10 protein-coding genes are annotated in these 13,058 nt (G+C 62.8%); 3 read left to right on the top strand and 7 right to left on the bottom strand.

Annotation, left to right across the window (positions count from 1 at the left end; translation table 11 throughout):
- The first annotated feature begins 35 nt into the window (after positions 1-35).
- A complete protein-coding gene (locus tag QMG80_RS15605) occupies positions 36-2,258 on the top strand; it encodes a cytochrome C (protein ID WP_158658541.1) in 2,223 nt (740 codons plus the stop codon).
- Positions 2,259-2,278: 20 nt separating this feature from the next.
- Here QMG80_RS15605 and QMG80_RS15610 read toward each other — a convergent pair whose 3' ends face one another.
- From QMG80_RS15610 to QMG80_RS15640, 7 genes are all read right to left on the bottom strand, one after another.
- Entirely contained in the window at positions 2,279-3,688 is a 1,410-nt protein-coding gene (locus QMG80_RS15610; protein ID WP_085770023.1) for a sensor histidine kinase, read from the bottom strand.
- Entirely contained in the window at positions 3,688-4,362 is a 675-nt protein-coding gene (locus QMG80_RS15615; RefSeq protein WP_085770024.1) for a response regulator transcription factor, read from the bottom strand. Before QMG80_RS15615 ends, QMG80_RS15610 begins: the two co-directional genes overlap by 1 nt.
- Before the next feature lie 372 nt (positions 4,363-4,734).
- A complete protein-coding gene (gene sciP / locus QMG80_RS15620; RefSeq protein ID WP_085770025.1) occupies positions 4,735-5,010 on the bottom strand; it encodes a CtrA inhibitor SciP in 276 nt (91 codons plus the stop codon).
- Positions 5,011-5,262: 252 nt separating this feature from the next.
- Positions 5,263-5,880: a GIY-YIG nuclease family protein gene (locus tag QMG80_RS15625; protein WP_085770026.1), complete on the bottom strand. Its 618-nt coding sequence runs from the start codon at positions 5,878-5,880 to the stop codon at positions 5,263-5,265.
- A 104-nt stretch (positions 5,881-5,984) separates the two neighbouring features.
- Positions 5,985-7,811 carry a translational GTPase TypA gene (gene typA, locus QMG80_RS15630; RefSeq protein ID WP_085773424.1) on the bottom strand — a complete coding sequence of 609 codons (1,827 nt, stop codon included), beginning with the start codon at positions 7,809-7,811 and terminating at the stop codon, positions 5,985-5,987.
- 129 nt (positions 7,812-7,940) lie between these two features.
- The gene (locus tag QMG80_RS15635) at positions 7,941-8,522 is read right to left on the bottom strand and encodes a Uma2 family endonuclease (protein ID WP_085770027.1); all 582 of its coding nucleotides are present in this window, start codon (positions 8,520-8,522) and stop codon (positions 7,941-7,943) included.
- Between the two features lie 66 nt (positions 8,523-8,588).
- Positions 8,589-10,652 carry an elongation factor G gene (locus QMG80_RS15640; protein ID WP_085770028.1) on the bottom strand — a complete coding sequence of 688 codons (2,064 nt, stop codon included), beginning with the start codon at positions 10,650-10,652 and terminating at the stop codon, positions 8,589-8,591.
- Between the two features lie 370 nt (positions 10,653-11,022).
- On the opposite strand from QMG80_RS15640, the gene QMG80_RS15645 reads away from it, so the two are divergent.
- On the top strand, positions 11,023-11,700 hold the full coding sequence (locus QMG80_RS15645) for a UPF0149 family protein (protein WP_158658542.1): 678 nt from the start codon (positions 11,023-11,025) through the stop codon (positions 11,698-11,700).
- Positions 11,701-11,766: 66 nt separating this feature from the next.
- Complete coding sequence (locus tag QMG80_RS15650) at positions 11,767-12,975, top strand: cation:proton antiporter (RefSeq protein ID WP_085770030.1); 1,209 nt, start codon at positions 11,767-11,769, stop codon at positions 12,973-12,975.
- Positions 12,976-13,058 lie beyond the last annotated feature (83 nt).

A 13,058-nucleotide genomic window follows, 5' to 3' on the forward strand; every position in this document is an offset into this window, starting at 1 on the left:
GGTTTCTGTCGAGAAGAGAGCGGGCGCCGCTTTGCATGAAAGCCGCCAAACATGTGCTCAACGCGTTGTTAATATCGCTCGCCGCAATGTCCTGCCCGTCCGTGGCAGTCGCACAGACGGCGCCCTCATTGAATTCGACGAGCGTGAGCCGCGCGGCGGGCCCTTACACGCCCGTTCCGCAACAAAGCCTCGCCGGCGACGCCTCGCATCGCGTTATCGTCTCGAATGATCTCGGCATGCATTGCGCCGACCTCGACACCCGCATCGCCTCCATCCTGCCTCCTTTCAACGTGCTGCATGCGCAAGTCATCGCCAGGGGCGCGCGGCCTGCCTTGCTGGACAGCAGCTCTGTCAGCGTCTTCTATTCGGCTTCGTCAAACCCGAACGATCCGGCCCAGGGCGCGTCCCCGATCGTCGCGACGGACGGGAGCGTTTACAAGACAAACTTCTGGATCGACACGGGCGCCTACGCGGCCTTCTACCCGCCGGCCGTTCTTTCGCAGTTTTTCCCGTCGCCGCCGATCCGAACGGACATTGGACTTCCCGTCCCCGATCTCGTTCGACTCTACCTCGGAGACGGCAAGCTCACGCTACGCCAGCAGACAATGCCGGACGTAACCTCCTTGACGCTCAACTCCAATAACATCCCCCTTGCGGAGACCACGAAACCCTACGTGGCTAACGCGCCGCAGCCCTTCGCCTCTTTTGAGGGCGGCTGGCCTCTCTTCAAGAATTTTCCGTTCGGCTATGTCGCCAATAACGTCAAATGGTTTGCGGCGGAGGGAATTCCCCTCACGCCCTTCGATGACGTCGGGCGCGAGAATCCTTTTTCGCTCATGCGCGTCCAAGCCAAGAGCAAGAGCAACAATGCGATTCTTGCCTCGGTCGACACCGTGGTCCCGGTCTCTGGCGACATCAACTGCAAAGGATGCCATCTGCCTGCCCCTTATGGCAACGGCCTTGGCACCAAGCGGCTCTCGAACCCTTTGATCCCTTCGGACGACCCGATGTATGGCCACACCATCAACTGGGTCAGCGAGGAGTGGGCTGCCGACGTGAACACGCTCAGGGCGCATGACCTGATGCACGGCACCAGCCTATACTCTGGCTATGATCATAATACGGGCGCGGCCACGCATCCCGTTGTCTGCCAGAGCTGTCACTACACGCCGGCACTGGACCTCGCGCAGGCGGGTCCACAGCAGGCGGGCGGACTGACGCAGACAATGCATCAGTCCATGTCCCGGGTTATGCATAATGGTCACGGGAATCTGAAAGACAAAGCAAGCGGCTTGCCGCTGTTCCCGACCATGCCGGCGCCGAACAGCTCGCTACGAGCCAATAGCGGACCTAATCCGATCAACGCCTTCACCCAAGCGACGCTCGGAGCCAGTTGCTATCAATGCCACCCGGGCGAGCGCTCGCAATGTCTGCGCGGCGCAATGTTCAGCGAGGCGGGCGCCGTCTGCCAGGACTGTCACGGGCAGATGAAGCAAATCGGGGACGACTTCTCGCGCAATCTGCCAACCGGCAGCTTCATATTGGCTTCCGACTACTTCAAGAATCCCGCCACGCCGCGGGTGCCCTGGGCGCATGAACCGACCTGCGGTTCTTGCCACACCGGCGATGCGGTTTCGAACATGGCCTCTTCGGCCGGGGCGATCCCCGCGAGCGATCACATTCGCCTGCTGCAGGCCTATCTGTCATCGGATCCGAAGGCGACGCCAATTCTGCCAACGAACATGCGTTTCGCCGAGCCGCGCGTCTCGAGCGGGCCAGCGGCCGGCAGTCCTCAACTGTTCCGCCTCAGCGTCGACACGCATGGCGGCGTTTTCTGCGAGGGCTGCCACGGGGCGACCCATGCGGAGTGGCCCGTGCACAACGCCGCCGCCAACGACAACGTAGAGGCAGTTCAATTGCAGGGTCACGCCGGGAAGATCGTCGAGTGCGGCGTTTGCCACACCGGCACGCTCGGCGCGACCCTGTCTGGCCCGCATGGCATGCATCCCGTTGGCAATGACGGCAATTCCGCGCGTTGGGCCGATGGTCACGGCGATTTTGCAGAAGGGAGCGGCGGCGTTGCCGCCTGCAAATCCTGCCATGGCGCTAAGGGAGAAGGAACGCCACTCGCAAAGGTCGCTGTCGATCGTCCCAACCTGCCCTGCGAAGGCGGTTCATCCTGCCGCGGGGAGCGCATCACGCTCACGGCTGGCACGCTCGTCAGTTGTGGATTGTGCCACCGCAACCCCGTGCACTGAGGGCGGGAGGACGACCGAGGCTAAGCCACGCCGTTCCGAATATGACGTTGTACGGCGAAGTCACGCGCATGAGCGGAGGCGAGAGAGAGCGTGACGCAGGCGCCGCCGCTTTCGCGATCCTCGATCCGCATGGCGCCGCCGTGCAGATCCATAATTCGATTTACGAGCGCGAGCCCAATCCCTGCCCCCTTTCCATGCCGGCGGGGACGCGTCCAGTAGCGTTGAAACACCAGTGGTTTTTCTGAATCGGGGATACCAGGACCGCGGTCCGACACGGAGATTTGCGCCGGTTCGCGGACCTCGATCGACACCATCGAGCCAACCGGCGTCACACGGAGCGCGTTTTCAATCAGGTTACGAACGGCGATTTGGATGAATTCGGCGCTGCAGGAGGCGAGGACCGGCGTCGACGGCTCGTCGAACTCGAGCAGGCGACCTTGTTGTGCGGCCAAGAAGGCCATCTCCTCGCATGCGGCGCGGGCGATTTCTCGAAGATCTTGCTCGAGAAAACCCGCCTTCGCCAATTGCTCCGCCTGGGCCAGACGCAACAACTGATCGACCAAACGCCCCATCACAGCGACGTCGGATCTTAGCCTCTCGACCGGCTCGGACGGAGGCAAACGCGAGATCTGCAATGAAAGCGCGGCAAGCGGCGTGCGCAGCTCATGTGCGGCGTTATCCGTAAATTGCTTTTGTTGAACGAGCATCGACTTGAACTTTTGGAGTAAGATATTAATCGCCGCGACCAGATCGAGGGCTTCCCGCGGCAACTCCTCCGATGGCAACTCCTGCAGCGGCGCGCCGGAATCCACCTCTATCGCGAGGTCCCGCGCGGATTCGGCGATGCGGCTCAAGGGGCGAAGAGCGGAGCGCAAAGCGAGGAAGATGGCGAAACCAAGGGGGGGAATGATCAAGAGGCTCGGGATGACCACGTGGTCGATGACTTCCTCGACGATAACCTCGCGCCAGAGCGCCGCCGGATCGCCGATTAGAGTCGCCTGGATCCATAGATGTGTACTGCTTATTTCTTTTCCCCAGGTTACGAGCCATTGCTCCTTTCCTGCTTCGCCGCCGCCCCTGCGCCTATAAGCGAGATATGGTGGGCCGATGTTGAGGTAACGCGGCATGCCCGTGAACAACGCTTCATTGACCTCGGTTAATATTTCATTCTTATCGTTGACTACGCGGTAGCCATAGGCCTCTGGATATCTTTTACAGTATTGAAGGAAATTCGAATTTCTTCCAAAGCGCAATCCGTCGAAAAGATGCTTGGCCTGATGCTCAAGTGTTTCTCGGCGTAGCTTTCCAATGTCGCTTGTGTATTCCATCACAGTGACGAGCGTTAAGACGCTGATCACTCCCATCGCGACCATGGTCAATCGGACGCCAATCGTGTGGAGCAGAGGTTGCACGAGCGTCGACGAGCGCATTACATGCGTTCCGACAATATGTATCCGATCCCGCGCATAGCGGTGATCGACACGCGGGCGCCCGCCTGATCGAGGCGTTTGCGCAGCCTCGACACCACGGCCTCCAATGCGTTGGGCGTCACGTCTTCGTCCGTCGCGTAGAGCGCTTGCTCAAAACTGCTTCGCGAGACGAGCGCGGCGCCGCTGCGCAACAAGATCGCGAGGGCGTTCAATTCCCGACGGGACAGATCTACGTTGAAGTCATCGACCCTGACGATTTGCCGTCCCAGGTCGAGCTCGAGATTGGCGAGGCTCAGCGTCGCCTGCGCCATATGCCTCGGGCGCCGCAATATCGCGCGCACGCGCGCGATGAGCTCATTCATATGGAATGGTTTGGCGAGGTAGTCGTCGGCGCCGTCGTCGAGGGTCGCTATCCTGTGCGGCGTGTCGGTTATTGCCGTTGCGACGAGGACAGGGGTGCAGCGTCCTTGACGGCGAACGCAGCGGAGCAAGTCTCGCCCGCACCCATCAGGAAGTCCGATGTCGAGTATCATCAAATCGAAGTCAAAATCGCTCAGATGCGCATGGGCGTCCGAAAACGTGCCTGCGACGTCGGTCACGAAACCGGCTGATGAGAGGCCCTCAGCGATCAATTCGGCCAAGCGCGGGTTGTCCTCGACCAACAATATGCGCATGCGGGAACTCTTGCGGTGCTCAAACTCTGCCGGCGGCTACATGGACGCCTTCCAAATGAGCCGAGGCGGCCACATTGCAGACCAAAAGTGGCAACATTGCACCGTCGAGCGCCGGCGCCTCGGAAAAGGAAACTGGATTCTGAAACCGCTCGCGCCCCACCCTACCGCAAAAGCATGAGGTTTCCGGAGAAGCAGTCGCTTGCAGCGGCGCTCAAGGAAGATGCGGCTGGCGGATCCTCCGACATCGGAAGCGCTTCGCTGAAGCTGGCCAGGCGCGCCGAGCGACGAGAATGCTGGCGCCGTCCAAGGGGGCGCGCAAGAAAACCGGCCTCCTTTCGGAGACCGGTTTGTCCGTGTCGGCGCGGAGAGCCGTCAAGCGCGATATTGCTGGAGCCGCGTCGTGCGCAGGCCGGCAAGGCCATGTTGATCGATCGAGGCCTGCCAGCTCAGGAATTCGTCGACAGTGAGCGTGTAGCGGCTGCAGGCGTCGTCGAGCGAGAGCAAACCGCCGCGCACCGCCGCGACGACTTCCGCCTTGCGTCGGATGACCCAGCGCCGCGTCGTCGGCGGCGGCAGATCCGCGATCGTCAGCGGACTCCCGTCGGGGCCGATGACATATTTGACGCGGGGACGATATGTCTCTGTCATGCTGTTACTCGCTTACTGGAAACCGACACACGCAAATCTTCTATATGCGTTCAGCTTTAAAATTTACCTAAGCGCGTCAGGGGCTTACGCCCGCATTTTCGGCAACAAAATCTTAAATTCATGTATCGGATTGGCTCGCCCGCGCGGCTCGACGTAAAGAATTGCTAACGCCTGCGGTCATTCTTGAATAAATCGTACAGAATTGCGGTTACCGATTTGCAAAGGCCGCGGTCCCCGTCGGGGGCCTACGACCTACTCCGAGAGCGGGTAGGTCTCGTCGTAGATTTCTCTGAGGAGCCGCCCGTTGAACGTCCAATGCGGGCCCGGTGCGACGCTGTAAGGCAGACCAAGCAGCTTCTTCGTTGCTGCGGTCAATGACATTTCATCCGTACCCAGGCGCACTTTCTTTGACGTTGAAACCATCACGGTAGTCGTTCCATCCTCAAAGAAGAGTGTGGAGCCGATCGGTATGCCCATTTCTAGAAAGTTCAGATTTGGTCGCCGAGAAGCATACTCCTCGCCGGCTCTCACCTCCTCGGTGTCAATAGGCGTCGGCGCCTGCCCGACGTCGGCTGTAGCATCTTCGACATGAAGCAATCTGAGGATTGCTATTGCCTGGTCGGGCTCTATCGAGAAGAATTCACGTCGAGGGTTTACCCGGTTGGGGGCAAAGGCGCGGTGCAGTGCTTGCTCGACCTCCTCGGCGTTGGGCACTCTGCAAGCGAATTCTAACTTGAAGGGGAACGGCACGCCGCTCGTGTAAAGCTGCGAGATACGAAATCCGGCATCATCCCCCGCCGTGCGCCCGATCTTAACGAGACCGGGCATAGCAGGGTTGGTGACGACGTATACAATCGATAGCGAAGTCATTCCATTGTCCAAGCCACGTAATGCGCTCGTGACAGATCAACAGTATGCGCCAAGTTTAATACGGGCGGCAACAAGTCTACTCGCTGCTCTTCACTAGGCCTTGCTCACGCCACCACCGCCGCCGCCTTGCTCTTCCCGAACTTCTTGCGATCGTTGGGGTCGAGATACACCTTGCGCAGCCGGATCGACTTCGGCGTCACCTCGACGCGCTCGTCGTCCTCGATATAGGCCAGCGCCTTCTCCAGCGTCATTTGGATCGGGGGCGTCAGGCGCACGGCCTCGTCCTTGGACTGGGTGCGGATATTGGTGAGCTGCTTGCCCTTCAACACGTTGATTTCGAGGTCGTTGTCGCGCGTGTGCTCGCCGACGATCATGCCGCGATAGACCTTCCAGCCCGGCTCGATCATCATGGGGCCGCGATCCTCGAGCTTCCACATGGCGTAGGCCACCGCCTCGCCCTGATCGTTGGAGATCAAGACGCCGTTGCGTCGGCCCTGGATGTCGCCCCGATGCGGCGCGTATTCGTGGAACAGCCGGTTCATGATCGCCGTTCCGCGCGTGTCGGTCAGGAGCTCGCCCTGATAGCCGATGAGCCCGCGCGTCGGCGCGTAGAACACGAGGCGCAGGCGGCCGCCGCCGGAGGGCTTCATCTCCACCATCTCGGCCTTGCGCTCGGCCATCTTCTGCACGACGACGCCGGAATGCTCCTCGTCGACGTCGATGACGACCTCCTCGATGGGCTCCAGAAGCTCGCCGTTTTCGTCCTTCTTAAAGACGACCTGCGGACGCGAGACGCCGAGCTCGAAGCCCTCGCGGCGCATGGTCTCGATCAATATGCCAAGCTGCAACTCGCCGCGCCCCGAGACGATATAGGCGTCGCCCTGGGCTGAGTCCTCGACGCGCAGCGCGACATTGCCCTCGGCCTCCTTATAGAGGCGCGCGCGGATCATGCGGCTCGTGACCTTGTCGCCTTCCGTGCCGGCGAGCGGCGAATCATTGACGAGAAAGGTCATGGACAGAGTCGGCGGGTCGATGGGCTGCGCCTGCAGCGGCTCATTGACCTCCAGCGCGCAAAGCGTGTCGGCGACGTTGAATTTCTCGAGGCCCGCAATGGCGACGATGTCGCCCGCCTCCGCCTCGTCGATCGGCTGGCGCTCGATCCCGCGGAAGGCGAGAATTTTCGAAACGCGCCCCTGCTCGACGAGCGAGCCGTCGCGCGCCAGCACCCTCACCGGCTGGTTCGGCTTGACGGAGCCTGCGAAGACGCGGCCAGTGATGATGCGGCCAAGATAGGGATTGGCCTCGAGCAACGTGCCGAGCATGCGGAATCCACCCTCTTCCACCTTCGGCTCGGGCGTATGCTTGACGATGAGATCGAAGAGCGGCGCCATGCCGTCCTTGGGACCGTCCGGCTCCTCGGCCATCCAGCCTTGCTTCGCCGAGCCGTAGATGATCGGAAAGTCGAGCTGCTCGTCGCTGGCGTCAAGCGCGGCGAAGAGGTCGAAGACCTCGTTGATGACCTCGCTCGCGCGCGCATCGGGCTTATCCACCTTGTTGATGCAGACGATCGGCTTCAGGCCAATCTTGAGCGCCTTGCCGACGACGAATTTCGTCTGGGGCATGGGGCCTTCAGCCGCGTCGACGAGCACAATGGCGCTGTCCACCATCGAGAGAATGCGCTCGACCTCGCCGCCGAAATCGGCGTGGCCGGGCGTATCGACGATGTTGATGCGCGTATCCTTCCAAACGACCGAGGTGGCCTTGGCCATGATCGTGATGCCGCGCTCTTTTTCGAGATCGTTCGAGTCCATCACGCGCTCGGCGACGCGCTGATTCTCGCGAAAGGCGCCAGATTGCTGCAGGAGCCGGTCGACCAGCGTGGTCTTGCCGTGGTCGACGTGAGCGATGATGGCGATGTTACGCAGCTTCATGGGGAAGGCGGCCTTGAGAACGACCGGCGCCGTCTCCGGGGCCTGCAACGCGGCGGACGGAGGGACGCAAGGGTCGATAATGTTGCGATGCGGCGCCGTATACAGGATCGGCCGGCAAAAGGGAACCCTTCAGCCCTTGGCCAGCCGGGTCGTTCGGTAGACGGCTTCGATCGGGAATTGGACGCCGATGCTTCTGAAGGCCAATTCGCCGGCCTCGACCACTTCCGCAGCCGCCGGCCAGTTCCCGTCTTCCCCACGCCGTAGCATCTCGGCCCCGATGGCCTCGGTCCGGAAGATCGCGATCTCCTTCACGCTCGGGATCGTCGTATAGGTCCACACGTTCGAGCGCGTTCTGGACTCGTTGCCCGGCGACAGAACCTCGATCAAGAGGGTCGGCTCCGACACGCACAGCTCTTCTTTTTCGTAACCCCGGCAAACGACGCCGAGATCAGGGACGCGAAAATTTGCGTCGGAGCGGACGCGCGGCACGATCCCCGGATTGATGAGCACCGAGCAGGGGCTGGCTTTTTCAACCAAAGCATTCGCGATCAACCGCCCGAGCTCCGCCTGAATCGCGGCATGCGTCCGGGTCGCCGGCGCCATGGCCATAGGCTGGCCCTCGACAAGCTCCCAGCGCGCCTCATAAGGCTCCTCCCAGGAGAGGAAGTCCCGCAGGGTCATCGAAGCCGCGGCGTTGGCGAGAGCGCTCATGCTGGCAATATAGCGCAACCGCGGGTCGATCCGAACCAGAAATCCCCCGCGCCGACCCGTTGCGGCTCACCCGGCCCCGTTGCCCTTCGCAGCGGCGCGCGCCGCCGCCACGTCGCGCGCGAGCCTTCCGGTCAGCTCGGCCAGATGGTCGAAGCGGGCTTCGTAAAAGCCCGCGCCAGAGGTCGCCGAACGCAATTCGACGATGAGATTGTCCATTTCGGCCTCGGGCATCAGCGCCTCCATCTTGTCCCAACCCTCCCAGCCTTCACGCGGCCCGAAACCCAGGATCTGTCCGCGCCGGCCCGAGACGATCGCGGAAGCGCGCGAGATGTCCTCGCTCGGCGCATAGACCGTCACGGCGAGCACAGGCTCGAGCAGCACGGACTCCGCCTGCGCCAAGGCCTCGCTCATGCCGACGCGACCGGCGGCGCGGAAGGCCATGTCGGAGGAATCGACCGTATGAAAGGAGCCGTCCATCAGCACCGCCTCGACGTCGACGACCGGGAAACCGAGAGGCCCCTGTCCCATTGCATCGACGCAGCCCGCTTCAACGGAGGAGAAATACTGCTTTGGCACGGCGCCGCCGTGAATCTGCTCGGAGAAATGGAAGCCTTCGCCGCGCTCCCGTGGGCCGACGGCCAAGAGCACGTCGCCGAACTGGCCATGGCCGCCGGATTGCTTCTTGTGGCGACCGCGAGACTGCACGCGCTTGCGGATGGTCTCCTTATAGGCGACCGTCGGTTTTCGCGTCTCAACCGTGACGCCGAAACGCGACGCCAACCGTTCCAGCGTCACGCGCAGGTGCATCTCGCCCTGCCCGAGCAGCCGCGTTTCTGAGAGGCTCTGATCGTTAACGCATTGGAGCGCCGGATCCTCGTCGATCAATTTCGCCAAGGCGCCGGCGAGCTTCATCTCGTCTTTGCGGTCCTTCGCCTTGAGCGCCAGCGCATGCACGGGCGGTGGAGGGATCAGCTCGCTTTTCGTCGCCTCCTTCGCCCCGAGACGCGGATCGCCGGAGAGACGATCGCCCGTCTTGGCGTGCTCCAAGCGTCCGAATGCGAGCGTGTCGCCCTCCCTCGCCTCCCCTTGCTTCGACAGCGCCCCCCCGAGCAGGCGCGAGAGGCCCGAGATCTTTTCCTCGCCCTCCGGCGAAAGGACTGGCTGGCCATCGACAAAATTCCCGCGCAAGACGCGCGACAGCGAGAGCTTGCCGCCATGCGAGGTGTGGATCGTTCGAAGCACCTGGGCGAGCGCCGGTCCCTCCGGGGCCACGCCCAACCTCTCGCGAGTGGTCGCGACGCCCGGCGCCTCATGGCGCAGGGCCTTCAGCAGGCGCGTCACGCCGGCGCCGCGTTCGGCCGAGCCAAAAAACAGCGGCACGACAAGGCCGGCGCGCAACTCCTTGGAAAGGTCGTCGAAGATCTGGTCGCGAGGCGGCTCGATGTCGGCAATGAGCTCCTCCATCAGTTCGTCGTCGTAATCGGCGAGACGCTCGAGCATCGAGTAGCGCTCTTCCTTCTCATGCGCGGTCTCGCCGGCCGGAATCTCGATGATTTCCGAGGTGGAGTGCTCGCGATAGACATAGGCGCGCTCGAGCGCCAAATCGATGAAACCGATCGCGACGCCATTCTTCCACAGCGGCATTTGTCTTGCGATCAAAGGCGTGCGCGAGGCCGGCTGCAGCATGGCGAGCGCCTCGCGCACGCTGGTGACCGCCGTGTCGATCTTGTTGAGAAAGAGAAAGTGCGGGAGCCCAAGCTCCTCGAGCTCGCGCAGAACGAGTTGGAGCGGAAAAATCTTGCGCGGATCCGCCTCGCAGACAACGATCGCGGCGTCGACGAGCGGCAGCGTCTGGCGCGCTTCGTGTGAGAACTCGAGGGAGCCCGGTATGTCGATGAAGGTGAATTGATCGCCGAGATAATCGGCGGAGCCGATATTCGCCTCGACGCTCATCTGGTGCGCGCGCGCCTCCGGGGAGAGATCGCCCAGCGCGGCGCCTTCTCTCGCCGCCCCGGCGCGCACGAGGAGCGCCTCGAAAAGCTTGGTCTTGCCGGTCTGGAAAGGCCCGAGGATCGCGATGAGGCGCGGGCCTCCGATCCTTGCGCCGAGAGTGTGATCCGTCCCGCTCATCGCCTGCTCCTTTCATCGAAGCTTGTTGGAGTTTTTTTGGCTTTGATGTCGGATCGTCCCACCAAGCGACGCGGAGCGCAAGGCGGGAGCAACGCCCGACATGACGCAGCAAATCTATTTCCGCCGACGGTCTCAAACTAAGACGCCTGCCGGCAAGGACCGCCGGCGCGATGTCGAATGTCTGCGAAGCCCGCGATCAATAACGCGATCAAAAAGGACTAGGCTCCAAATCAAGATCTTAGAACATGTCCTAACCGGAGAAACCGCTTGCCATGTTTCCGTCACAAGCTCTAGCGTCTCCCTCTCCCCTGCCCGAACCGAATCGGCGACTAGGCGGAGCCGGCAGGCCCGCCGCCCCAGGAGCACGACCATGGCCACCCCCGCTGCGCAGACGCGCGCGCCCATCCATCCTCACTTCGATCCGCAGGAAATGCGCGAAGCGCACGCCGCCCTGTCCAACGCGGACGGGATGATCACCGCCATCGCCATCGGGCCGGAGAAAATTTCGCCGGCGGAATGGCTCCCCAAGATCGGTTTCGGCATTGCAGGACCAAATAATCTGGACCGGCAGCTCAACCTGCTCGCGGAACATTTCATGGACCGCCACGACGAGATCCTCAGGCTCGTCCGGCAAGCCGGCAACGCTTACGAGCCGCGCTTGTGGCGCGACAAGGACGGGCGCATCGTCGCCGATGACTGGGTTGACGGATTCATGGACGGCGTTCGGCTGCGCTCGGAGCCCTGGCAAGAACTCTTCCAGCAGCCCGACTGCGCCCTTCTCTCGCCCATCCTTGCCCATCTGCGCGACAAGGATGGCAAATATGTCCTCTTCGATCCGATGACCGGAGAAGGCGAGAAACAGTTGCGCCTTGCGGTTGAGGCGCTGCCGGAAGCGGTGGTGGCGTTGTCGCGCTATTGGCGGCGGCGGCGGGCTTTCGCCAATGGCGACATGGAGGCGGTCTCGCTCTTCGGCAAAGTCGGCCGCAACGAACCTTGTCCCTGCGGATCGGGCAAGAAATTCAAGCGCTGCCACGGCGAAGCCGCGTGAGCCCGAACCTGCGGGGGCCTTCGCGCGCGCGTCAGGCGAATTGGGCGAAGGGAGCGAGGGCGACGGATGGATGAAAGCATCGGACATTTCGTCGCCCTGCTCGCCGTCGCCATGCTGGTGGCCATCGCCGCGCGGCGGCTGAAGCTCCCCTACACGGTCGGCCTCGTCGTGGTCGGCGCGGCGCTGAAGTTCAGTCGCCTCGATCTCGGCGAGCATCTGACGCATGATCTCGTCTTCGATCTCATTTTGCCGCCGCTGCTGTTCGAGGCGGCGCTGGCGCTCTCCTGGCGCGATCTGAAGCGCGATCTCGTCCCGATCCTCGTCTTCTCGACGGTCGGGGCGCTCGCCGCGACTTTCTTCGTCGCGGAAGGCATGACGTTGCTGCTGGGTTGGCCGTTCGCCTCGGCTCTCGTGTTCGGCGCCTTGATCGCCGCAACCGACCCCGTCGCGACGATCGCCATGTTCAAGGACAACGCCCTTCATGGCCGCCTGCGCCTCCTCGTCGAGAGCGAAAGCCTCATGAATGACGGGGCGGCGGCGGTCATCTTCGTCGCGAGCCTCGCCTGGGCCGGCGCGGGCGCGGCGGCTTCGGCCGATGGGAGCTCGGTATTGAGCCTTGCCGGCGTCGCGGTTGGCGGCCTCGCGATCGGTTGTCTCTGCGGCGGCCTGGCCATCCTCGTTGCGGGGAGAACCTCCGAGCATCTGGTCGAAGCGGCGCTGACAACGATCACCGCCTTCGGCGCCTTTCTCTCCGCGGAATATTTTCACGCGTCCGGCGTGCTGGCCACCGTCGCCGCCGGTCTCGTGATGGGCAATCTCGGCGTGCTCGCCGACGACGAGAAATCCTATCTCACGAACAGAGGCCGGGAGTTCGCCGTCCCTTTGTGGGAGTTTATCGCTTTCCTCGCCAATTCGGTGGTGTTCTTGCTCATCGGCGTCGATCTGGCGTCCATGCCCTTCGGCGCCGGCGAGGCATTTGCGATCTTCGTCGCAATCGGCGTCGTGCTGCTCGGGCGCGCAGTGACGATTTATCCCTTGAGCCTGCTTCTCGCCCCGACGCGCTGGGCCATCCCTCTTCGTGAGCAGCATATTCTGTGGTGGGGAGGCCTGCGCGGCGCGCTGGCGCTCGCCCTGGCGCTGTCGCTGCCCGAGAACCTGCCGCTGCGCGACGAGCTCAGGATCGCGGCCTTCGGGGTCGTCGGCTTCTCGATCGTCGTGCAGGGCTTGACGATGCCGCCGCTGCTGCGCCGGCTGGGATTGGTGACGTCGAGATGACAGGCGATTATCTCATCTCGATCCCAGCGGCGGCTGCGGCGAAGCGCTCGCCGCCTTTCCGGAGGCGTTCGCCACGGTGACGG

Source organism: Methylocystis bryophila, from assembly GCF_027925445.1.
GTDB lineage: Bacteria > Pseudomonadota > Alphaproteobacteria > Rhizobiales > Beijerinckiaceae > Methylocystis > Methylocystis bryophila.